Annotated in this window: 22 protein-coding genes; 15 read left to right on the top strand and 7 right to left on the bottom strand. The window is 41.6% G+C overall.

Annotated elements, in window-relative coordinates:
- Positions 1-492 precede the first annotated feature (492 nt).
- From D0466_RS10295 to D0466_RS10280, 4 genes are all read right to left on the bottom strand, one after another.
- Positions 493-1,110, bottom strand: a complete 618-nt coding sequence (locus D0466_RS10295; RefSeq protein WP_117322481.1) for an RraA family protein — start codon at positions 1,108-1,110, stop codon at positions 493-495.
- 188 nt (positions 1,111-1,298) lie between these two features.
- The gene (locus D0466_RS10290) at positions 1,299-1,736 is read right to left on the bottom strand and encodes a GNAT family N-acetyltransferase (protein WP_117322480.1); all 438 of its coding nucleotides are present in this window, start codon (positions 1,734-1,736) and stop codon (positions 1,299-1,301) included.
- 124 nt (positions 1,737-1,860) lie between these two features.
- Positions 1,861-3,312 carry an alanine/glycine:cation symporter family protein gene (locus tag D0466_RS10285; protein ID WP_117322479.1) on the bottom strand — a complete coding sequence of 484 codons (1,452 nt, stop codon included), beginning with the start codon at positions 3,310-3,312 and terminating at the stop codon, positions 1,861-1,863.
- A gap of 668 nt (positions 3,313-3,980) precedes the next feature.
- Positions 3,981-5,582 carry an ATP-binding protein gene (locus D0466_RS10280; RefSeq protein ID WP_233522606.1) on the bottom strand — a complete coding sequence of 534 codons (1,602 nt, stop codon included), beginning with the start codon at positions 5,580-5,582 and terminating at the stop codon, positions 3,981-3,983.
- A gap of 339 nt (positions 5,583-5,921) precedes the next feature.
- On the opposite strand from D0466_RS10280, the gene D0466_RS10275 reads away from it, so the two are divergent.
- Positions 5,922-8,072 carry an ATP-dependent Clp protease ATP-binding subunit gene (locus D0466_RS10275; RefSeq protein ID WP_117322477.1) on the top strand — a complete coding sequence of 717 codons (2,151 nt, stop codon included), beginning with the start codon at positions 5,922-5,924 and terminating at the stop codon, positions 8,070-8,072.
- Positions 8,073-8,464: 392 nt separating this feature from the next.
- On the opposite strand, the gene D0466_RS10270 is transcribed toward D0466_RS10275, so the two are convergent.
- The 3 genes from D0466_RS10270 to D0466_RS10260 all read right to left on the bottom strand — a co-directional run bounded on the left by D0466_RS10270 (position 8,465) and on the right by D0466_RS10260 (position 10,488).
- On the bottom strand, positions 8,465-8,971 hold the full coding sequence (locus tag D0466_RS10270; RefSeq protein WP_117322476.1) for a cupin domain-containing protein: 507 nt from the start codon (positions 8,969-8,971) through the stop codon (positions 8,465-8,467).
- 508 nt (positions 8,972-9,479) lie between these two features.
- Positions 9,480-10,013, bottom strand: coding sequence for a YceI family protein (locus D0466_RS10265; protein ID WP_117322475.1), 534 nt, complete (start codon positions 10,011-10,013; stop codon positions 9,480-9,482).
- Between the two features lie 184 nt (positions 10,014-10,197).
- Positions 10,198-10,488 carry a DUF1450 domain-containing protein gene (locus D0466_RS10260; protein WP_117322474.1) on the bottom strand — a complete coding sequence of 97 codons (291 nt, stop codon included), beginning with the start codon at positions 10,486-10,488 and terminating at the stop codon, positions 10,198-10,200.
- A gap of 262 nt (positions 10,489-10,750) precedes the next feature.
- Between D0466_RS10260 and D0466_RS10255 the strand changes: the two genes are divergently transcribed.
- The 14 genes from D0466_RS10255 to D0466_RS10200 all read left to right on the top strand — a co-directional run bounded on the left by D0466_RS10255 (position 10,751) and on the right by D0466_RS10200 (position 24,083).
- Positions 10,751-11,287: an NADPH-dependent FMN reductase gene (locus tag D0466_RS10255; RefSeq protein ID WP_117322473.1), complete on the top strand. Its 537-nt coding sequence runs from the start codon at positions 10,751-10,753 to the stop codon at positions 11,285-11,287.
- A gap of 383 nt (positions 11,288-11,670) precedes the next feature.
- Positions 11,671-12,621, top strand: a complete 951-nt coding sequence (locus tag D0466_RS10250) for an ABC transporter permease (RefSeq protein ID WP_117322472.1) — start codon at positions 11,671-11,673, stop codon at positions 12,619-12,621.
- A complete protein-coding gene (locus D0466_RS10245) occupies positions 12,614-13,564 on the top strand; it encodes an iron chelate uptake ABC transporter family permease subunit (protein WP_117322471.1) in 951 nt (316 codons plus the stop codon). Before D0466_RS10250 ends, D0466_RS10245 begins: the two co-directional genes overlap by 8 nt.
- Entirely contained in the window at positions 13,558-14,316 is a 759-nt protein-coding gene (locus tag D0466_RS10240; protein ID WP_117322470.1) for an iron ABC transporter ATP-binding protein, read from the top strand. Before D0466_RS10245 ends, D0466_RS10240 begins: the two co-directional genes overlap by 7 nt.
- A gap of 205 nt (positions 14,317-14,521) precedes the next feature.
- Positions 14,522-15,472 (top strand): siderophore ABC transporter substrate-binding protein, encoded by a 951-nt coding sequence (locus D0466_RS10235; protein ID WP_117322469.1) that lies wholly within the window; start codon positions 14,522-14,524, stop codon positions 15,470-15,472.
- 217 nt (positions 15,473-15,689) lie between these two features.
- The gene (locus D0466_RS10230) at positions 15,690-15,905 is read left to right on the top strand and encodes a hypothetical protein (protein WP_142919923.1); all 216 of its coding nucleotides are present in this window, start codon (positions 15,690-15,692) and stop codon (positions 15,903-15,905) included.
- A complete protein-coding gene (locus tag D0466_RS21900; RefSeq protein WP_142919922.1) occupies positions 15,868-16,119 on the top strand; it encodes a hypothetical protein in 252 nt (83 codons plus the stop codon). The genes D0466_RS10230 and D0466_RS21900 overlap by 38 nt, the downstream gene beginning before the upstream one ends.
- 603 nt (positions 16,120-16,722) lie before the next feature.
- On the top strand, positions 16,723-18,681 hold the full coding sequence (locus D0466_RS10225) for an LTA synthase family protein (protein WP_117322467.1): 1,959 nt from the start codon (positions 16,723-16,725) through the stop codon (positions 18,679-18,681).
- Between the two features lie 346 nt (positions 18,682-19,027).
- Positions 19,028-19,189, top strand: a complete 162-nt coding sequence (locus D0466_RS22195; protein ID WP_158555885.1) for a hypothetical protein — start codon at positions 19,028-19,030, stop codon at positions 19,187-19,189.
- A gap of 90 nt (positions 19,190-19,279) precedes the next feature.
- Positions 19,280-19,627, top strand: coding sequence for a DUF948 domain-containing protein (locus tag D0466_RS10220; RefSeq protein WP_117322466.1), 348 nt, complete (start codon positions 19,280-19,282; stop codon positions 19,625-19,627).
- Positions 19,628-19,760: 133 nt separating this feature from the next.
- Positions 19,761-20,192: a hypothetical protein gene (locus tag D0466_RS10215; protein WP_117322465.1), complete on the top strand. Its 432-nt coding sequence runs from the start codon at positions 19,761-19,763 to the stop codon at positions 20,190-20,192.
- Positions 20,193-20,371: 179 nt separating this feature from the next.
- Entirely contained in the window at positions 20,372-21,898 is a 1,527-nt protein-coding gene (locus D0466_RS10210) for a spore germination protein (protein WP_117322464.1), read from the top strand.
- Positions 21,899-21,912: 14 nt separating this feature from the next.
- Positions 21,913-23,007 carry a GerAB/ArcD/ProY family transporter gene (locus tag D0466_RS10205; RefSeq protein WP_117322463.1) on the top strand — a complete coding sequence of 365 codons (1,095 nt, stop codon included), beginning with the start codon at positions 21,913-21,915 and terminating at the stop codon, positions 23,005-23,007.
- The gene (locus tag D0466_RS10200; RefSeq protein ID WP_117322462.1) at positions 23,004-24,083 is read left to right on the top strand and encodes a Ger(x)C family spore germination protein; all 1,080 of its coding nucleotides are present in this window, start codon (positions 23,004-23,006) and stop codon (positions 24,081-24,083) included. The genes D0466_RS10205 and D0466_RS10200 overlap by 4 nt, the downstream gene beginning before the upstream one ends.
- Positions 24,084-24,220 lie beyond the last annotated feature (137 nt).

Here is a 24,220-nt window from a genome sequence, read left to right as displayed (position 1 = left end):
CTTCCGAATTGGGTTTAGGAAAGGAATGCAGCTTTGGAAAACCAATCAGCTAGACCTTCATAGCAAGTGCAGAGGGGAAAGAAAATTTCAATATAAGTTATGTTTTTGAAAGGAAAGCGGTCCCCCGATTTATGAGTGAAAATCGAAATATGGGCGAAATCCAAAATATAGGAGCGAAATCGAAATATATGAGCGGAAATGGAAATATATGAGCGAATCCAAATATATCATCGAAATTAAAATATATGTTTAGCTCATTCATAAACCAGTTCACTGCTTTTCAGCAAAACCGAATGGTTGCTCCAACTCCATAGGTCATGAAAAGTCCGCTTTCTACCAGGCATATGGAGCTGGAGCTAAATAAGCCAAAAATCAACAACAGTATTTCATAATGCATAATTCTTTCGTTCAACTTCATACATAATGAGGAAGGCAGAACGATACAAAATTGAGCAAAAAGACGAATGGCACATCACGTTGGTTAGGTAATAATCACTTCGCCAGCATCCCGTCCAAGTATTTCTTTATTTCTTCGATATTTCCGGCAATTTTACTTTCCCTTTCTTCATCTTTCGCCATTTTGTCGAGTGCCTTGTCGAGCACCTCTTGTTCAATGGATTGCGGAATGGCAACAACGCCATCTGTGTCCCCGACAATGATATCTCCCGGCTGAATCGATATGCCGCCGCAGGAAATGGGTACATTGATCTCGCCAGTACCAGCCTTGCCGCTCGCTGCCACAGTGCTCCCTTTGCTAAAGACAGGGAAATTCAGTGCTTTAATAGCCGCAATATCTCTTATCGCCCCGTCCACTACTAAAGCGCTTGCACCCATTGTTTGAGCCATTCCCACTACAAAATCGCCTGCGATTGCTCTATAGCGGTCACCTTTGACATCGACGATGATCACATCACCTGGTTTAGACTCCCTGATTGCTTTAAGGACCGCAAGATTGTCGCCTACCGCCGTTTTTACGGTCAGGGCCCTTCCCGCAAAACGATACTCTTCCTTTAAAGGCTTGATGGCAGGATCAAGATTGTTTAGGCCTTGCATGGCATCTGAAATACATGTAGTTGCAATACTTTTAAATTGATTAATGATGGATTCCATAAAAAACTCCTTTTTCTAAAAATTTAGGCAATTATATTATACAGTTTTCAGTGAACAATCCGGTAAAAAATCTATCAATTTATATATCTATCTATTTTTATGAACAGCAGTCAAGTATATTGTGTGCCGGAAAAAGGATATGTAAGAAAAAAACAGCACTTTGTGGTCCCAAGTGCTGTTGCCTATAGTTACTCCAATTTTTTTACGAACACATAGCTCGTTTTATCATAATCCATCTTCTGTTCATAAAACCGATGGGCATCTAACCTTTGAAGCCCCGATGATAACGAGACAAGTCCATATCCATTATCGGCCGCCCATTGATGGACTTGGGATAACAGTTTTTCCCCGTGATTTTTTGACCGGTGGCTTTCATCGGTGACCAAATCGCATACCCAGATAAAGCGGCCATTGTACAAAGTTATCATGGGCATAAAACCTGTCACTGCTACAATCTCTCCCCCATCAAATAAAGCTAGCATTTTATAATCATCTTTTTGTTGGGCTTCGTTTACGAGACTGATATACGTGGCTTCATCGAGATGCGTTCTTAGCTGTTTCATAACCGGGAACGCATCTTTCCATTCAGCTTCGGTGGTTAATTCCTTTATTGTTGTGGTTCCCATGTACGCCCTCCGTATTTTTTATTAGTATAAGACCTAACATCCACTAGTTGGATTGTGGAAAGTCGGGGTTTTCTGCTGCCAAAAAGAGGCCGGGAAGCGTTTTACTCTGCTCTTTCTAATTTTATTAAGATATCCGTTCATCGGCATGCTTATGGTCGTTTTCCCAATAATCCGCATTTTTGATCCCCAATGCCTTAGGATCAAATACCGGATCCAGGCCTTGCCTTTTTTGCCTCTCATAGTCCTTTAAGGTGATGAGTGCAGGTTTCGCTAGGATTAAAATGGCGATTACATTCAGCCATACCATGATTCCAAGACCAGCATCGCCCAATGCCCAGGCGAGCTCAGATTCTTTGACGGCCCCATAGAAGGCGGCTCCCATAATCACAAGCTTTAACACTAACATTGCCAACTTATTGCCTTTGCGGGATAAGTAAGCAATATTTGTTTCTGCAATGTAATAGTATGCCATGATTGTAGTGAATGCGAAGAAGAATAGGGCGATCGCAACAAAACCGGCCCCAAATCCAGGAATGACACTTTCGATGGCGAACTGTGTGAAGGCCGGGCCTTCTTTGATTCCTGCGAGATTCTGCACAATAAAAGAGCCATCTTCTGCCTTCGTGTTGTACATGCCAGTGAATAGAATCATGAATGCTGTCGCAGAGCAGACAAAAAGTGTGTCAATATAAACAGAAAATGCCTGTACCAATCCCTGCTTGGCGGGATGGGATACTTCTGCTGCTGCTGCCGGATGTGCTCCTGTGCCCTGTCCTGCTTCGTTTGAATAAATACCCCGTTTAACTCCCCATGATATGGCCATCCCGATAATTCCCCCGAATGCTGAATCAAGCCCAAATGCACTTCTAAAAATAAGTGAAATTACATCAGGTAATTCGGTAATATTCAAAATAATGATCACTAGGGATAAAAGAATATATCCTAAGGCCATGAACGGAACAATGAGCATGGCGGCATTCGCAATCCTTTTTACCCCTCCGAAAATTATAAAACCTAATAGGATAACAATGGCGCTCCCCGTAATCGCAGGCTGAACCCCAAATGCATTTTTCATTCCTACTGCGATTGAATTGGATTGAACGCCAGGCATGAGAATTGCCATTGCCACGATCGCCGCAGCTGCAAAAAGTACGGCAAACCATTTCCAGCCGATCCCTTTTTCTATGTAAAAAGCCGGTCCGCCCCGATATTGGCCATTTTGTTTTACTTTATAGATTTGTGCAAGTGTGGACTCAACAAACGCACTGGCTGCGCCAATAAATGCGATTGCCCACATCCAAAACACAGCTCCGGGTCCACCGAATGCGATCGCTGTTGCCACTCCTGCAATATTTCCGGTACCGACTCGGCCGGAAAGTGCAATGGAAAGTGCCTGGAAAGACGAAACTCCAGCTTCCGAACTCTTTCCCTGGAACATCAGCATGATCATGTCCTTAATGTGCCTTACCTGCAGAAAACGCGTTAAAATAGAAAATAATAGCCCAACCCCAAGTAAAGTGTAAATCACAGGGGTACTCCAAAGGATGCCATTTAAACTAGTTACAAACTCTTCCAAGTTAATATCCCTCTCCTTTTCAGAAAATTTAATATTTTACAATTATAATTCAGGAAAGAGGTTTTCACAATAAAATCGGGTGAATTCCCGTCAACTATTTTCTGGAATAATAAACAAGAACGGATTTCGGGGAGAATAGGGTGAGAAATCTTTATTTTGAAATAAACACTACCAAAATTTGACCACAATAAATGTGGATTCAAATATTATTACCTCATAATAATGGAGGGATTTGCAGAGGGAACAAAAAAGCAGCTTCTGCAATGCACTAGAAATACTGGGGAAAATAAGGGGGTATGAATGAAGATTCCTCTGGGGATACATCCTTTAGTGTCATAGAAAAGCCATTTGTCATGATGGGAAAAAAGAAAAGATGAAAAGATTTTTATAGCCGTCAAGATACCACATGATACACAAGGGCTTTTAATCCAACTGGACGGCTATTAATAAAAAAATAGACATGTGCGCAGCATGGATGAGTGTCCGTGGAAAAGGAGAATACACTGACCTGAATCAAATGGAGAACCTTATGACGAAGCTCATATCCGGACGACCCCAAAGGCTCTTGTGAAATGGACTAAACACAAAAATAATGTTGCGCTGGCATTTTCTTAGATGAGCGGAACGTTATATCATTGTTAAGCCGTAACGGAGTAAAGCTGCCGTTCTTATTTCACCTTGTAGGACTCGCCAATCGATGGGTTTTCCAACAAAGCAGGAAAGGTTATTGTAAAGCTGGTTCCGCAGCCTTTCTCGCTTCGCACCTGTATGGTTCCTTTGTGGCTTTGGATAATCTTGTAGCTAACCATTAGGCCCAGCCCGGTACCGGTTTCCTTCGTTGTATAAAATGGCTCTCCCAGTTTTCGAATCTGCTCCTCTGACATCCCCACTCCGTCATCCTGTATGTAAATGGAAATTTTATTGTCCTGGGTTTTGATGGTTACATGGATATTCCCGCCATCAGGCATCGCTTCGATGGCATTCTTCAATAGATTAAGAAAGACTTGTTTTAATTGATGCTTCTCACCGAAAATATAAAGGTTCTCAGAAGAAAACTGATGTGTGATGATGATATTCTTCAACGCTGCTTCTGCATTCAGCAAATGGATCACGCTGGACATAATGGAGGATACATTGCATTTCGAAAAGGCAATTGTATGTGGCTTCGCGAACACCATGAATTCACTGACAATCTGGTTAATCCTGTCAATTTCTCCGAGGATGATATCGGAATAAGGCAGATTCCTATTGTCAGCCGCTTGGCATAACAGCCGGACGAATCCTTTAATAGTAGTAAGGGGATTGCGTATCTCATGGGCAATCCCGGCTGCCAACTCCCCGACTAAAGAAAGCTTTTCCGTTTTGTGCAAAAGCTCTTCCGTCCGCTTTTGTTCTGTAATGTCATTCTGTATGGCAATATGTTGATACGCTTTTCCCTCACTATCCAAAAACGGGATGATTGTCGTGTCAACCCAATAGAAGGTCCCGTCCTTCGCTTTATTCATGATTTCACCTTTCCATACCCGGCCTTTTTGTATGGTTTCCCGTACATTCCTGAAAAACTCCTCAGAATGGAAGCCGGAATTTAGAATCCGACCGTGGTTTTGTCCGAGCAGTTCTTCTTTTGTATACTTTGTAATATCGCAAAATTTCTCGTTGGTATATATGATGTTATCGTTCTTATCGGTGATCGAAAAGATCGTGGTTTCATTTAAAGCATTTTTCAGGTCATCAAGCTCTTTTAGGGTAATCTTTAAGTCTTCGAATGATTCGGCCAAGGCATACTTAGCAGAGGAAAAGCTTTTTTTGTAATGGATGGAAAACGCGATGGTGGCTTGGTCAATAAGATTGTTGATTGTTTTTATAGCATGGAGGATGGTTTTCGCTGTAATTTTCAAACTATCAATCTCTTCGAATAGAAAGTCAAAAATAACTGTCCGGGAATGGACAAAAAAGTAAATGGATTTATCGAGGGGAACTTCGAAGGCGACGGCCCTCTGGCCAAATATATCAGCACAAGTGAAAATATTTCTCTGGGCGGTATAGCGGCAATTGCACAGAAAGTCGCCAATGCTTTGAAAGTATAGTTCCAGCCAATTTTCGGGCAGGGCGTCACAGGAATTACTAAAAGAAGGGGAGATCTCGGCAGAAAGAATTTTAGCGGTGTTTTCCGCCAGTAAATTGCTATGTTCCTTTATTTTTTCCCCGACACTTTCCAATTGTTTATTCATATGAACCCCTCTTTCGACAAGGATAGAAATATTACTCATTATATTTTGACACGGCAGGTCAAATTCCTCTTATTTTCCTATTATTTATGAGGAATAACTGATGACAAAATTTTTTGGGCAAAAGGGTTGAAAGTCAAAGAAGGTCAGAGTATAATAAATTCCACGATGGTCAAATAAAGTCAAAGTCAAAGTATTTTAGCTCATTTATTTACAGGTAATGACTAAGAAAAATAACCTTCTTAGGTAAAAAACTTGAAAGACAAAAAAGGTCAATATATAATTAAAGTCAAAGAAAGTCAAAGTCAAACTAGAGAGTTATACGTTAAAATCGTACCCAATATGAAAACTCAATTCAAAATTTTAAGGAGGAGTACACGTATGTATTGTGAAAAGTGTCAAAGTAATCCAGCAGCGATATCTCTGCATGTAAGTGTTAATGGCCATCAACATAATGTGAATTTGTGCTCCACTTGCTATAAAGAAGAACGCAACAAGATGGGGGCAGCTATGGGAGGAATGAATATGGGGAACAACGGATTTCCTTTAGATGAGTTCTTTAAGTCATTCGGCCAAATGTCGAACCAAATGGATTCAGGAATTCAAAGCAAAAAGGAAAAACCGGCTCAAGGCGGGCGCGGAGGCAATGGATTGCTCGATCAATTCGGGCGAAACCTTACCCAGCACGCAAAGGCAGGCCTGATTGATCCGGTAATTGGCCGTGATCAAGAAGTCAAGCGTGTAATCGAAATCCTAAATAGGCGTAATAAAAATAATCCGGTATTGATCGGGGAACCAGGTGTAGGTAAAACAGCTATTGCAGAAGGGCTTGCTTTGAAAATAGCAGAAGGCGTAGTGCCAACAAAGCTCCGTTCAAAGGAAGTTTACCTGCTTGATGTAGCTTCTCTCGTTTCCAATACAGGCATCCGCGGCCAATTTGAAGAACGGATGAAACAGCTTATTTCAGAATTGCAGGAAAGAAAGAATGTTATTCTGTTTATCGACGAAATTCACCAGATTGTCGGGGCAGGATCTGCAGAAGGATCCATGGATGCAGGCAATATCCTAAAGCCTGCATTGGCTCGCGGTGAACTGCAACTAGTAGGTGCGACAACATTGGCTGAATATCGGAAAATCGAGAAAGATGCTGCGCTTGAACGCCGCTTCCAGCCAGTTAATGTCGATGAACCAACACCGGCAGAGGCCTTGGAAATTTTACATGGCTTGAAAGAGCGCTATGAAGCTTTCCATGAAGTCTCTTATAGTGAAGAAGCACTTAAAACTGCGGTTGAACTTTCACATCGTTATATCCAAGACCGCTTCCTTCCAGACAAGGCAATCGATCTAATGGATGAAGCGGGTTCGAAATTGAACCTGACAATCGAGGGCGGCCAGGAAGAAGATATCAAGGCTCGCCTTGCTGAGATTGATAAACAAAAAGAGCAAGCACTCGAAAAAGAAGACTATGAAGAGGCTGCCACGCTGAGAGATGAAGAAGCTAAACTGGAAAAAATGCTTGAATCAAATGAAGTATTTAAGCGCCCAACCGTTATGGTTGAACACATCCATGAAATCATTGAACAGAAGACAGGAATTCCTGTCGGCAAGCTTCAAGAAGACGAACAGGCAAAAATGCTACATTTGCAAGAAGAGCTTTCCAAGAAGGTGATTGGCCAGGAAGAAGCAGTTCGAAAAGTGGCGAAAGCAATCCGCAGAAGCCGCGCTGGTTTGAAATCTAAAAACCGCCCGATAGGATCATTCTTATTCGTGGGTCCAACCGGTGTCGGTAAAACGGAACTTTCCAAAACACTTGCAGAAGGGCTATTTGGTTCTAAAGATGCGATGATTCGCCTTGATATGAGTGAGTATATGGAAAAACACAGCGTTTCCAAGCTCATTGGTTCACCTCCTGGTTACGTCGGCCACGAAGAAGCCGGACAACTTACTGAAAAAGTGCGCCGCAAACCATATAGCATCATCCTGTTGGACGAAATTGAAAAGGCCCACCCGGATGTTATGCATATGTTCCTGCAAATCCTTGAAGACGGCCGCTTGACTGACAGCCAGGGCCGCACCGTGAATTTCAAGGATACTGTCATCATCATGACTAGCAACGCAGGTGTAGGCGAAAAACGGAAAGTGATGGGCTTTGGTACGGACGCTGTGGTGGAAGAGGCAACAATCCTTCAATCACTGGGCAATTACTTCAAGCCGGAATTCCTGAACCGGTTTGACAGCATTATTGAGTTTTCGGCATTGAAGAAAGAAGACCTGCTTCAAATCGTCGAAATTATGCTGCAGGATCTTTACCAAACAATCTCTGAACAAGGACTGTCCTTGGAAGTGACTGTGGATGCAAAAGAAAAATTGGCTGAACTTGGCTACCACCCATCATTCGGTGCAAGACCGCTCCGCCGGATCATCCAGGAGCAATTAGAAGATGGAATTGCCGACTTCATCTTTGAACAACCAGAAGTCAAAAGCTTTAAAGCGGTTGTAGAAGAAGGAAAATTGAAAATAATTTCTGCATAATAACTGTTAAAATACCTCCCGGCTGCCAAGTCGGGAGGCTTTTTTTATGCGGGATAGATCAACTTATATTTAGTTTTCGTTTGCCATCAGGCGACCTACCGGAAGATTATCTTTCTCCTATACTGCTGCTTCACCTTTTTCAAAACAGGCAGAGTTGATTAATCACTGTGTGTTAGCGTTAATGCCTTGTTTGCGTCTGTTAACAGCTGAGAAATGGTCTCAGGCTCCTTTACATATCTATGCTTGCGGCCTGGTAATAAATCGTTCGAAAGGAGAGATCGTGGAGAAAATCATCGAGTATGTGGCTTTAGGATTAGTAGAGCATTGATGGGTTCCATTATGAAAAGGCTAAAAAACCGCTTGGATATCCAAGCGGTTTTTTCGTGCTGGAATCAGACTCCGGTGTTTTTCCACAATTTTAATAGCGGGCCCTCTGTCCCAAATAAAGGATCGTACTTGGGGAGGGGCACTTTTTTTATATCCTCCAGTGCAATCAGCCGATCCTCGCCATTTGCAGTTTTTGTATTGTACTCTTTTCCATCCGGGTATGCCCCGGCTACTTTAAAGTCAGGGCTGGAATCTATCCTTTTATGTCCGGTGCCGGCTGGAAGCACGACTACATCTCCTTCGCTCAGCTGAAGTTCCTTTCCATTAGAACCGCCGATTTGGACGGTTGCAGTACCTTTTACAACGGCTAGAGCTTCATGTGCATTACTGTGGTAATGATGGAAATCAAATATACCGTCCATCCAGCTGTTCCCCCAGTTATTTTCATGGAAAATATCTTCTGCCTGGCTGCCCTTCCCCTTTAACGCTGCCGGATAAAATATGACCGGTAAATTTGGATTGTTCGGGATAATCCCGTCATCCTCAAGATAAAAGCTTTTTACCTCTGTCATGTATATTACCTCCTTGTCCTTTCATATTTTCCCTGCATCCTTTCACTGTAAACAGTGTTTCCTCCCTAAGATAAAAGTTGCACGGCACATTCTATCCTTTTTCAAGGATATCTACAGCCAGGGTGAACCGGTCCTGTAGCAATATAGCGATCAACCTTGGAATTTGGATTATTATCAGAATGATTCGGCTTGAGAGGGGATTGTCATTACTCTTTTCAATAACCTCCAGCCTGCTTTTTTTGGTTTTAAGTAAGCGATTTAGAGCAGATTTGTTCCTGGCTAGGAACTAGGTGAGGGCGTATTCAGCTGGGGTATTATCAAAAACAGGGGAGCAGCATTTTCTTCGGGGGCCATATGGGCAAACAATAGAGTTTCTGAAAAGATAAATAGATTTGCAGGAAAGGAAATATTGGAAACAAAATAAGCAGGCACTAAATGCCCTGCACCTCCAATTGTCAGGAAACCCGACGATTAGAGGTGCAGGGCAAAATTGCCTGCTTATATCCAGTTATGCTTGTTTAGATGCTTCAATTTCCAAGGTAATTGAAATTTTATCCCCGATTAAAACTCCACCTGTTTCAAGTGCAGCGTTATAGGTGAGGCCATAGTCTTTGCGGTTGATTGCACCCGTTCCGCTGAAACCAACTACCTCTTGCCCCCACGGATTTTTCCCTTGGCCTTCGAATACTACAGCGAAGGTTTCTGAGCGAGTTACATTGTTAATCGTTAGCTCCCCGGTAACGTTATATTCGTCGTCATCCGTCTTCTCGATTTTAGTTGTTTTAAAAGTGATAGCCGGATTCTTTTCAACGTCGAAGAAATCAGCTGAGCGCAAGTGGTTGTCGCGGTCAGTGTTGCGTGTATCAATGCTATTCACATCGATGGTGAATTCAATATCAGCGGTTGTTAAGTCAGTTGGATCAGCTTCGATGGAAGCATCAAATTTGTGAAATGTTCCTTTTGTTTTCGCTACCATCATGTGTTTTACTGAAAAATCAATGCTGCTGTGCGCCGGGTCTACTGCCCATTTAATGTTTGCCATAAAAAATTCCCCCTATTTCCATAAGTTTTTAAATTATTTATCTCAATTTCGAGATATATGAATATGAAATAATTATATGGTGCCGATTCAAAAATGTCAAATACATTTTTAAACTTTTAGGGAAATTAACCCAATCATTACAATTTACTCATAAAAAAATGGCACCGATTAAGGTTGCCATCTTTCATCCATTATTCAGCCTTTTCAATTTTTGCAATAAATCTTCAGGGCTTTCCCCCATAATCATTTCACCATCAACCTGGGCATAAGGCGATTTTTTGCAAAGCCTGCAGTGGCTTAAACATTCGAATTCCTTATACTCAATCGAAGGCTGTGCGAGGAAATCCTGGAAAAGTGGAAAGTTGTCCTCCGTCAAAAACCGGTCCAGGTTTTTCTGGCAAAATTCGACCACAACCTTCTGTTCCTTTGAAAATAGTTTTGTAATGAATGACTTCACAATATCTTCTTCCTTCATATTTATATTTCTGAATCATTAAAGTAAATTCTATCTTTTTTAAGTGTACTGTTTTTCCCTCTTTCAGGTTAACCGTAAAACATTCAGGAGTCCACTCCGGGGTCAGTCCCCAACCACATTAATTCTTTACCGCATTGGGGGTCAGTCCCCGTCTTCCTTGTCGTTCTTAGAGCAGATAAGTACATAATTCAGTTCCCGACCGTTTATAATGAAGACAACATATGTATTTATTGGATTTGTTTATCATCAAGGAGGAAGTACATTGAAGTTAGTAGGAATTTCAGGTGCTTTAATCGGCGCAAAGACAGCTAAGATTGTAAATGAAGTGCTAAATCGGGCAAAAGAAAAGAATCCCGGGCTTGACATTGAGCTTGTTGATTTACGTGATTATCAAATCGAATTTGTAGATGGCAGGCCGCTTGAATCTTATAATGATGACACGAAAAATGTCGTTGAAAAAATATTGGAAGCCGATTTCTTCGTCATCGGCACACCGGTTTACCAGGCATCTATTACCGGAGCCCTAAAAAACCTGTTTGACCATTTGCCGACAACTGTTTTTGAGACAAAGGTCGTAGGTTTTGTTTCCACAGCAGGGTCTAACCACCATTCCCTTGTAGCCGAAAATCAATTGCGCCCGATTCTTTCATTTTTCAAGGCATTGGTCGCAAGCAAGAATGTTTTTGTTTCAAATGATAGTTTTAACCGCGAGAATGAGATCATTAATGAAGATGTGAACCGGAGGCTCAGCGAGCTGGCAGAGGAACTTTTATTCCTGCAAGGAAAACTAAAAGGGTAAGTAGGGGGGAGGGAAAAAGCGTTCCTCCCTCTTTTTTTTATGGAAGTTTTTTGTAACTAATGAAGTCTGACTTTCAGTATGGAGCGTCATGAAACGGAGAAGGCCAATATTAGGATTTATATACCAATGCAACTGTCTTCGCCGTATACCAGGTTCGCCAATCGTGTTTTAATCAAAAATCATTGACAGAAACTGTTTAAATAATTAAAATAATTATGTAATTGATAATGAATATCATTACTGCATTGAGTACATGATTTCAATTATTTTTCATGAGCGTCATTGATAATGAATCTCATTGAATATTTTTTTGAGATTAATTGATAATGAGTCTCATTTACTTATGTGATAATGCGATTTATCCAGGAAGAGCAGGAACCGCCATGAAGAAGAGATATTTGTTTTCAGCATTCATACTACTTTCAATTACTTCATTGTTTGTCGGTGTTAAGGATATCACGCCGCTTGACTTGTTCAGTCTAACCGAAGAACAGATGGAAATCATGATGATCAGCCGGGTTCCGAGATTGGTTAGCCTCATACTGGCCGGTGCCAGCATGAGTATTTGCGGATTGATCATGCAGCAGCTCAGCCGGAATAAATTCGTTTCGCCGACTACTGCCGGGACAATGGATGCGGCGAGGCTAGGAATCCTGGTTTCACTCATTCTGTTCACTTCGGCAACAATGATGGAGAAAATGTTGATTGCATCTTTGTTTGCGCTAGCAGGGACATTCCTGTTTATGAGGCTGCTTGATAAAATCAAATTTAAAGATGCGATTTTCATCCCGCTGGTTGGGTTGATGTTCGGTAATATCATTAGTTCGATCACTACTTTTTTCGCCTATAAGCATGATTTGATCCAAAGCATCTCCGCCTGGCTTCATGGAGATTTCTCGATGATCATGTCAGGAAGGTATGAAATGATTTATATAAGCGTTCCCCTTTTGATCATTTCATATATGTTTGCGCATAAATTTACTGTTGCCGGCATGGGGGAGGAATTTTCGACGAACCTTGGCCTTAATTATCGTTTCGTGGTAAACACAGGCCTGGTTATAGTAGCCATTTCGACAACTGCGGTGATGCTTACCGTGGGGATGATACCTTTCCTTGGGCTGGTTGTTCCAAATATTGTTTCCATTTATCATGGTGACAACTTGAAAAAAAATCTGTCACATACCGCATTATTGGGAGCAGTCTTCCTGATTTTCTGTGATATTCTCGGCAGGATCATCATCTTTCCATATGAAATTCCGATCGGGCTTACGGTGGGAGTAATAGGAAGCGGTATTTTTCTTTACTTACTGATGAGGAGAAAGGCATATGCATAAAAACATCAAAATGGGAATACTTGCAGCAATTGCCGTAATCCTGATCCTCGTCTTCCTCTTTACGGACATGGGAAACTACTGGGGATATGTTATTCCAAATAGAAGCATAAAAATATTGGCGCTCGTCCTGACCGGGGCCGCAATAGCATTTTCAACGGTGGTATTCCAAACCATCACCAACAACCGGATTCTTACGCCGGGTATCATCGGCCTGGATTCTCTGTATATGCTCATACAAACCTTCCTGATATTCGTTTTCGGCTCTACCGACCTAACCGTTATGAATAAAAGCGTTAACTTTTTGGTATCTGTTGGGTTGATGGTACTGTTTGCGGGGTTGTTATACCAATTCCTTTTCAAGCGTGAAGGACAGAATATTTATTTTCTTTTATTAGTCGGTTTGGTCATGGGAACGCTGTTCCAAAGTTTTTCATCATTCATGCAGGTCATTATTGACCCGAATGAATTCCAGATCATCCAGGACAGGATGTTTGCAAGCTTCAATAATATCAACACGGATCTGCTGATGCTTTCGATTGTCCTGATGCTGGCTGTTTCCATCTATTTTTTCAGGTTTGTAAAATTCCTTGATGTCCTGTCACTCGGCAAGGAGCAGGCGATCAACCTGGGTGTGGACTATAACTATGTCGTAAAAAGGCTTTTAATCGTGGTGGCGATTCTCATTTCCATTTCTACTGCACTGGTTGGCCCGATTACTTTCCTTGGTCTTCTTGTGGTTAACGTAGCTTATCAGTTTATTAAGACGTACCAGCATAGTTACTTAATCTTCAGCTCTATCCTGATCAGTATCATTGCTCTAGTTGGCGGCCTCTTGATCGTTGAAAGGGTGTTCACCTTTTCAACAACGCTCAGCGTCATCATCAATTTTATCGGCGGGGCGTATTTCATCTATCTTTTGTTAAAGGAGAATAAATCATGGTAGAAGTAAGAAATGTCTCGAAACAATATGGCAATAAGTATGTTGTTGAAAACGTGTCCCTGGAAATCCCAAAAGGGAAAATCACTTCTTTCATCGGCCCTAACGGAGCTGGAAAAAGTACGCTTTTATCCATGATCGCAAGGCTTACCACTAAAGATTCAGGGCAAATCCTGATTGATGGAATGGAAGTCAGCAAATGCAAAAGCAATGAACTCTCTAAAAAAATCTCAATCTTGAAGCAATCGAACCATATTAATATCCGGCTTACGATCCGGGAATTGGTTTCCTTTGGGCGTTTTCCATATTCCCAGGGAAGATTGACGAAGGAAGATTGGATGTTTGTAGATGAAGCAATCGAATATATGGAGCTTGGCGATATCCAGGATAAATTCCTCGACCAGCTTAGCGGAGGACAGCAGCAGCGAGCCTATATCGCAATGGTCATCGCCCAAAATACTGAATATATCCTGCTTGATGAACCTCTGAATAATCTTGATATGAAACATTCCGTGCAAATTATGAAGGTGTTAAGCAGGCTTACGGAAGAATTGGGAAAGACCGTGGTTATTGTCATCCACGACATTAATTTTGCCTCTTGCTACTCTGATTACATCGTAGCACTGAAGGAAGGGAAAGTGGTGCATGAAGGCCCTACTGATGCAATCATAAGCCAGCCTGCATTGAAGGATATTTATGACATGGATATCAGTATCGAAAATATCAATGATAACAGGATTTGTGTTTACTACGCTTAGAATAGTGTTATTCAATTGGGTAAAAGGTGCGATGGATTGCTTTTAATCTTGTCAATTTTTCAGGGAATATGGGAATAAAGCAAGGATGGCTGGGCGCCCAAATAATTTTGGAGCTGTCCGCTTTGCCCTTTGACCTGCAATCAGGCAATTAAAGACACTTATCTGTCGATCACTTTACATAAAAAAATTTACGAGGTGCAATTAAATGAAGAAAAAATTATCCTTGTTTTTAATAATTGCAGTGTTAACCATTGTCGCCGCTGCTTGCGGTCCTAAAGAATCAGCAGAAAACGGAGGCGGTTCAGAGGGCACCAAGGAATCTGAAACAATGACGATCAAGCATCAATTAGGAGAAGCGAAAGTAAAGAAGAATCCTGAAAAAGTTGTGACTTTTGACTTTGGAACGCTGGAAACTTTGGATAAGCTCGGTGTTAACGTGACTGGCGTCCCAACGGAAAATCTTCCTGCCTTTTTGGATAAATACAAAGACGCCGAAAATGTCGGGGGGTTGATGGAGCCTGACTTCGAGAAAATCAATGAACTGCAGCCGGATCTAATCATCATTTCTGGGCGGCAGCAAGATTCCTATGACAAGTTCAATGAAATAGCCCCAACCGTATTTATGGGCATCGACTATAATAATTATATGGATTCTTTTAAAGAAAACGTGACAACACTCGGTGAAATTTTCGGCAAAGAAGCCCAAGCCAAGGAAGAGCTTGCGAAAATTGACGATTCCATTGCAAGCCTTAAAGAAAAAACAGAAGGCAATGATGACAAAGCTTTGATCACACTGACGTCAGGAGGCAAGGTAACTGCGTTTGGGCCTGCTTCACGTTTTGGCCTAATCCATGATGTTTTTGGAATTAAGCCGGCAACTGACAACTTGGAAACCGATCCGATACACGGCCAAAATATTTCCTTTGAATTCATTGCTGAGCAAAATCCCGACATACTTTACGTAATCGACCGGGATGCTGCCGTAGGTGAAGGAAATAACGCCAAACAAGTCATTGAAAACGACTTAGTAAAGAAAACGAACGCTTACAAAAACGATAATATCGTTTATCTCGATCCAGGCTACTGGTACTTATCAGGCGGCGGTTTGATTTCGTTAGCGGAAATGGTAAAGGAAGCGGAAGAAGGAATAAAATAATAGCAGGCTTATCCACTGCCCAGCACTATGTGCTGGGCAGTTTTTATTATAAAACAGAGAAAACCACCCGTTATCACGGTTGGTATTTATTTTTTGCTGAAAAAAATTAAAAAAAATTTTACTGTTTGCTCTTTACAAAATAATTAGGAGGGTTTACGGATGAACCAGACAAGTGGGCAGGAATCCTACCGGGTTCAATTTACCATGCTTTAAAAAAATGGATAAAGAAGGCTTGGTACAGCTACAATCAGTCGAGCATACCGGGAACCGGGCAAAAGCGATATATAAGGTTACGGAAACCGGGGAAATCGAGTTCAAACGGCTGCTGAAAGAAGCGTTTCAACAATCTTCCGTTATGCTGCCAAGCTCTTTATATACTGCATTATCTTTTGTCCATGACATTTCCAAAGAAGACCTTCAAGACTCGACTTGATGCACAACTGAAGACAATCAGCCGGGAGCTCGCTGATTTGAAAGCCGGGCAGAAGGCTAAAGAAAGAGTCATGGGGATGCATCCGCTGACAAGGATGGCATTCGATAATATAAACCGGCAATACACGATCCAAATGGGATTTCTAGCTAATATGCAGGAGTATTTAGATGGAGCACCTGTGCTTAGTACGATGGAATTACCTGAAGAAAAATGACACCTTGCAGCTTTAACGAAATGGGCTAGTTCGGCTCAAGAGTGCATGGGAGAAAGCCGTTCCCTATTCCCTGAATTGTGTTTGGCGGGATAGATTTGAACGGATTTATCGTTAAGTATGAATCTTACAATGTAAAGAAATTATGAAAGTAGAGTGGCAAAAAGATTAAGGCTGTTATATAATGGTAAAAGTGTTGGATGGTCTGTCCCATGACGAGCATGAGCTGCCAATTAAATGCGTACATGATATCCATGACATTTAATTGCCGGTTATTTTTTTTTGTAAAATAGAATGGTTTTACGTTATGCTTGTTACGTCCACATTTTCTTTTTGTAAAAAATGCTTGTCATTTATTGACAGCCGGCTTCATATGATTATGAGTATTTAGGACTGTATCTTGTCCAATTCGCCCCTGGTATAATTTGTAAATGAAATAGAGATGGGATTCAGTAAAATACAGGGAAAAGCCATGAACATCTTGTAATGTTCAATCCCCGGTGTTATTATTTACTTCATGCCCATTCTCTCTTATCTTGTAAGGGAGTTTTTTATTGTTGAGTAAATGTTAAGACCTTTAAGAATAGATTGATAGAAGGTGATTGAATGAAACAATTCTTGAAAAAGAGCGAGCATCTATTGAAAAATAAATTACTCGGGTTTTTGTCGGTCGCTGTCATTTTGTTCTGGATTAAAACATACAGTGCATACAGGGCTGAGTTCAACTTAGGTATAGATAATCTCATGCAGGAGTTCCTGCTGTTTATCAACCCGTTAAGTTCCGCGGTTTTTGTGTTTGGCCTTGCTTTGTTAGCTAAGGGGAAGAAAGCCTATAAATGGATCATCGGGCTGAATTTCATGCTCTCCTTCCTTTTGTATGCGAATATTATGTATTACCGGTTCTTCAGTGACTTTATTACATTGCCGACACTGACACAGGTAAAGAATGCAGGGGATCTGGGACAAAGCGTCACAGCCTTATTCCATGCCTATGATATCTTTTACTTCCTGGATACGATTATTTTAATTGCCCTTTTTGCATTTAAAATCGTAAGGCCGGAAGCAGACAAGCTGAAGCGCCGCACAGTTGCTACTGTGTTTGTGGCTGCCATTATGACTTTTACTGTCAACCTTGCTTTGGCAGAAAAGGACCGTCCGCAGCTATTGTCAAGGACATTTGACCGCAACTATATCGTGAAATACCTTGGCATGTATAACTACACGGTATATGATGCTATCCAGAATACGAAAACCTATGCCCAGCGCGCGACTGCCAACAGCACGGATATCGCCGAGGTGGTCAACTATACGAGAGCCACAAAAGCAGAGCCCAACCCGGCTTATTTTGGAAAAGCAAAAGGAAAGAACGTCATTTATCTGCATCTTGAATCGATGCAGAACTTTATAATCGACTACAAATTGAACGGTGAGGAAGTTACTCCGTTCCTTAATTCATTGGCCAGCAGTAAAGACTTTATGTATTTTGATAATTTCTTCCACCAGACAGGACAGGGGAAAACGGCTGATGCAGAGTTCCTCCTTGAGAATTCATTGTACGGTTTGCCTCAGGGGGCAGCTTTTACAACTCAGGGCCAGAATAGGTACCATGCAGCTCCTGCTATTTTAGGGCAGCATGGCTATACATCCGCGGTTTTTCACGGGAATTATAAGTCATTCTGGAACCGTGATAAAATTTATAAATCCCTTGGCTTTGACAAGTTCTATGATGCCAGCTATTACAGCATGAAACCTGAAGACGTGATGAATTATGGCTTAAAGGATAAACCTTTCTTCAAAGAGTCTATCCCAATGCTGGACACACTTCCGCAGCCATTTTATTCTAAGTTCATTATGTTATCAAACCACTTCCCATATCCATTGGATGAGAAGGATGCCACGATTGAAAAGCATACGACCGGCGACGCTTCTGTGGACAATTACTTCCAGACAGCCCGTTATGCAGATGAAGCGTTAAAGGAATTCTTTGACTATTTAAAGGCTTCCGGGCTCTATGATAATTCAGTGATCATCATGTATGGCGACCATTATGGCATTTCAGAAAACCATAATAAAGCGATGTCCCAGGTTCTAGGGAAAGAAGTGGGCAAATTTGAAAATACACAATTGCAGCGTGTTCCATTATTGATACATGTACCGGGTGTCAAAGGCGGAGAAATGCACCAATACGGCGGACAAATCGATCTGATGCCGACAATGCTTCACTTGCTTGGAATAGACACCAAGGAATATGTACAATTCGGCTCTGACCTATTATCAAAAGAGCATGTGGAAATCGTCCCATTCCGGAATGGTGACTTTATCACGCCAGAGGTTACTGCTCTGAACGGGAAATATTATGATAATGCAACGGGAGAACTGATCGAGAAAAACGAAATAATTTCACAGGATCAAAAGACGGCTGAAACCATGTTGAGGCTATCTGATGAAGTAGTGAATGGAGACCTGTTGCGTTTCTACACACCTAACGGTTTTACCCCGATCAATCCGAATGATTTTGACTATCCGAACGGGGATGCTGACTCCAAGGCAACAACCACACCGTAATAATAGGGAACAGGCAAGAAGATATATATTCTTCTTGCCTGTTTTTTTTATATTTAAATAATCTGGCCAATCGATATAGGCGGTAAAGCCCTAATACGAACTTGTTTTTTAAGTATAGCTTTCTGCTGAAATTCTTTTCGTGTATTTTCTCATTGTTCGAAAAAAGTCATTAACCCATAAAAAGCTTGCCTACTAAAATCCTCGATGAATGTAAAAGGATAATATTGGTTAGGGTGCCGGACCGTTTGATTTTTGGAAAACATCTTTCTGCGATGTCTCAGCATGCGTCATATATGCCTGATTTTATTGAAAGGCGGAAGGAAAGAGTATATATAGGAAGGCGGTGATGAGGAATATGCCAAGGGGAAAAGAATTGGAACAGCTGCCGATGGCACACATTGCACCCGGTGCCGGCAGGGGTTTGGGCAAATGGGATAGAGAAAGCTTAAAGGAAGCACCTGTGATTGAAACCCAAGACAATAGGGACAGAAGTGCCGGCAAGCGATAGCAAACCATGTTTTGAAGGGTAGCACGTTTTCCGTTTGCAATGGAGGATTGTGGGTAAAGATATGTAAACACATTATGGAGGAGGCATCCCGTGATTATTGTTTACTTAAGTATAGTCCTGGTGGTCGGTTCACTCATTTACTTAGCCATTTCAGCGGTAAAAATATTCAAAGATACAAAGCCTGTCATGAACAGGATTACAAAAACCACTGCCATGATACAGGCTAAGACAGAGCAGGTAAAAACCGAAACGGATAAATTGGCATTAACCCAAAAGGAAATTACTTCAGATGTACAGTTCAAAAAAGACGCAATCCAGCAAACAATTAACAACGTGAAGCAGACACCGAAGGCTTTTATGGATATATGGCATACCTTTAAAGAGAAAAAAAACGTAAAAAGGCTTTCGTCCGGACGCCGGGCAGGAAGTACGTTATAAAAGAAATATAGCAGCATTCCTTTTACTGGAATGCTGTTTTTTATTCCTTCGACTGAATAATACCGCACTCATTACAAATAGTAACAGTGTATACTTCGAAGGGAATGGAATAGATGAAATCGTCAGGGAGTGTATGCGCAATATAGGTTTTGCTGATTGTCGGGTGACAAATGACAATCTTGAGGGAAGAAATAATATCGGCCACAGTACCATCAATATAAATGAACGCGCGGGCGTAGGCGCAACGATAAATGACCAACATCACAATCGAGATGTATTGGCCATTTTAGGAGCAGGCAGTCAAGGTAATGGTCATTTAATCGTATCAGGAGATGCGGCAAAGGAAGTAGAAAACTTGCCGGAGATAGAGCATGCCGCCGTCGAACTGATAATAATGCCTATGTGGGTGCTGGTGGAACAAGGAATGGAAATGACAAATGGCTTAACAGACAATATTGTCAGGCTGGTTAAACAAGCGGACCGAAAAGCTGAACATGTTTATATTTCAACCAATCCTGAATTCGCGTGCAGAGTGGATAGTTATGTCCAGGATCGTGGGGGATAACAGGCAAATGCGTGGATTATCCGATGAATTTAGTGATACAGTAAGGCGGATTTTTCCTGATGCTCAATGATTGTGAGAGCCCGATTGGTGATAGAAAGAGGGACATTTAAATATAAAAACATTAGTTTTTCTAGTCTATTGTTCTGAAAATATGTTTTCCTGTGGAAAGGGGCCTGAAAATGAATTTCTTTAAAAAAAAGAAAAAACGAATACCCCCTTTGCCGAAAAATAAAGCCATTCCACATGTGGGTGACCCAGCAGAAGACTTCGAAGAACTGTTTAAAAAATTTAAAGCTTCAAAGGATTTCCTCTCATTTCAGTATCCATCAGAAGGTGCTTTTACCGTTTCCTATTTCAAAACGATTGTAAGCCCAAATCAAGTACATAAGGAAATCCTGCTTGTCCTGGCAGAACAACAACCTTCTACTCTTATAGAAGCAAAAAAAGTTATACCAATTGAAAACATGAAGATATCCACCGATCTTAAGGTCATCCAAAATGCCGCAATGCGGGGGGCCGTGATCATTCAGTTGGAAAAGGGAAATGGAAACTGCCTGCTCGTGCCATGTGTGAGCTCAGAAAAAAGACAGATTTCCGTTCCTGAAACGGAATTTAGTGTCGTAGGCCCGAAAGAAGCCTTTGTGGAATCACTGGAGACAAATGTAAATTTGATCCGGAAACGGCTGCCTGTGCCTGAACTCCAACTGAAAGAAATCAAGGTCGGGAAGATTTCACAAACGAGAACAGCGATTCTTTATATTGATGGAATTGCTAATCATGAAAATGTAAATAGGGTATGCCAAAGAATATCGGAACTGGATTACGATACGATTGCTGATAGCTCATATATCGCGCAGATGATTGCGGACAACCAAAACTCGGCATTTCCCCAGTTTATCGATACAGAGCGTCCTGACAGGGCTGCAAGTGTCCTGTCAGAAGGGAAAGTCGTCATATTGGTCGATGGCTCCCCCCATGCCCTTATTGGCCCGGCATCTATTGGTGAATTCTTCTCTGCATTTGAAGATTACTTATTAAACTGGCATATTGCGTCGGGCTTCCGGTTAATTCGGTTATTCGCTGTACTATTTTCCGTAATGTCAACATCAATGTATGTTGCGGTTATTACGTATCATTATCAATCCATACCGGAAGATTTACTGCCAACCTTAATTGCTTCACGGGGAGCCGTCCCTTTCCCGCCTATCCTGGAAGCGCTGATTTTGGAGGGTACAATCGAACTGCTTAGGGAAGCTGGTGCCAGGCTGCCGACAAAGGTTGGACAGACAATCGGTATCGTGGGAGGTATTGTAATCGGCACTGCCGCTGTACAGGCGGGCTTTGTCAGTAACGTACTATTGATGCTTGTCGCCTTGGCTGCGCTTGCATCATTCACGACCCCGATTTATCAGATCAGCAATACGATCCGGCTGATCCGTTTTCCATTTTTGATAGCGGCCCAGCTTTACGGCCTTTTGGGTGTTGCCATCTGTGCGGCTTTTTTTCTTAGCCACCTATTAAAACTTACATCTCTTGGGCGCCCGTATTTAGAGCCGCTGTATCCTTTGCGGTTGCAAGATATGAAGGACAGCTTCATACGACTGCCTTTTTCAAGGCAAAAGAAAAGGCCTGTCAATTTAAGGCCTGAGGAGGCTATACGTTTCGAACCGAAGCAGGAACCAAAGCCCAGGGATATCGATGAGTAGAAAGTTGGGAAAGCATGGACATCCAGCCGAAAGAAAATAGAAAAGTTTCCGCTTACTATGCAATGTTCCTCATACATAAAATGCAATTGGGTGTGGGCATACTTGGGTTTGAGAGGGTTATCGCCAAATATGCAGAATATGATGCCTGGATATCCATTATAATTGGCGGATTAAGTGTGCATGTTATTCTTTGGCTGTCCTTCCGAATACTTCATAAGGACGGGAATGATATTGTCAGCATCCACCAATTCACTTTTGGAAAGTGGATTGGCGGGGTTGTGACGGTTTTTTTCATTCTCTATATATTATTGATCACAGTTACAATTTTAAGGACATATATAGAAGTCATTCAAGTATGGATGTTTCCGGGTCTAAACGCTTATGTGCTGATGATCGTATTAGGGCTTTTGGTATACAGCTTTGTAATAGGAGGATTCAGGGTTATTGCCGGAGCGGCCTTTATGGGCATATTAATTACTCTTCCTCTACTATTGTTAAAATATTTTCCTCTTCAGCAAGCGCACTTTTCCAATTTGGCCCCTGTCTTTAATCATTCCATTAAAGATATCTTGCTCTCGGCTAAAACAATGACGTTGAATTATATCGGGTTTGAACTGGTTTTTATGTTTTACCCGTTTCTCAACCAACCTCGAAAAGCTGAAAAATGGGCGCATTTCGGCCATGCCTTTTCCATTTTTATTTATTTGGTATCCGCACTGGTGTCATTTGTGTATTTCAGCCAGGATCAGCTAAAGCATTCTGTTTGGGCAACATTGACGCTATGGAAAATTGTAGACTTGCCATTTGTAGAAAGGTTTGAATATGTTGGAATTTCTATGTGGCTGTTCGGGGTGATTCCAAATATATGCTTGGGCCTATGGGCCGCGAGCAGGGCGGTCAAGCGGCTATTCTATTTTGAACAACGGAAATCTCTTATCTATCTATTGGCAATTGTCCTTATGTGCAGCATGTATTTTGAAACGCGCCAGCAGGTAGACCTGATCAATACCATATTATCGCGAATGGGTTTCTGGATAATGTATTTTTATATCCCAATACTGTTTGTCTTGTACACAGTTGTCCATAAAGTGAGGAAGAAAACACCATGACGAAAAAATTAATTATTTTTATAATATCTTTTCTGGTTTTAACCGGCTGCGGTGTTCAGGATAATATTTTAGAGGATCTTCTTCTTGCTGAAGTGACCGGGTATGATGCAGCAGGGAAAAATCAAATCCGGGGATCGACAGTCGTGGCAGTTTCCCAATCGGGTGAAAAATCCCAGATGGGAAAGGAAGTATATGCGGCAACTACCCATACAGGAAAAAATTTTATACAGAAAACGGAAGCGGAAGCATCGAAACGCCTTGTAGGAGGACGGCTTCAAGCAGTTGTGTACGGTGAGGAGCTTGCCAAACAGGGAATCTACGATTATGTAGATACATACAGGCGAGATCCAGCGATTGGGAGGAATTTGTATTTAGCTGTCGTTGATGGGAAAGCCGAGGACATTGTAAAGATTGAGTCGAAGATGTTGAAAACACCGGATGTAAAAACGAAAGAGCTGATTGAACAGAACTCTCAGGCGAATCTCCCTGAAACCAACCTCCACACTTTTTTATATTATTATTATGGAGATAATATGGACCCGGTCATGCCGTTGCTGAAACAAGAGAAAGACCATATTAGAGTGAAAGGCATCGCACTCTTTAAAAATGATAAATACATCGGAAAACATATCCCGTACGAGGATGGTTTTTTATTTAAAATGCTTTACGGAAATTTCAAAAACGGAATATACGAAATCAGGCTGAAAGAAAATTCTTATATGAATATCCAAAATATTAGTTCCAGTGTTGAATATAACATTAACACGAATAAAAAACCGGCGGCCAATATCTCCGTTCACATCGAGGGCAGTGTGGTGGAAGTTCAGGATGTTGATTTAAAAAAAAGGTCTGTGATTTCGAAATTGGAGAGGGATGCGGAAAAAGTTTTTCAAAAGAATCTCAAGAAAATGGTCCGAATGTTCCAAGATAATGATGTTGACCCGCTTGCGTTAGGTGATAAAGCACGAAGCCAAATCAGGAGGTTCGACAAAAAACATTGGTATGATATTTATCCCTCTATCCCTGTTACCGTTCATGTAAAAGTAAAGCTTGTCCAAGAGGGGATTACGGAATAACTGAGCTTTTAACCACCAAGGATGGAAGGCACATGGACCCGGTTTGGATAATGCGTACTGAAAAATAAGGGTAAGAGAGTATACAAAAGGCCCGGCAGTTTTTGCAAAAGAGTTCCTTTACACAGTCTCTGTTTGCA

The organism is Peribacillus glennii, from assembly GCF_003429105.1.
In the GTDB taxonomy this organism is placed as follows: domain Bacteria; phylum Bacillota; class Bacilli; order Bacillales; family DSM-1321; genus Peribacillus; species Peribacillus glennii.
Note: the sequence above shows the minus strand (reverse complement) of the source record. Positions and strands in the feature narration are given on the sequence as shown.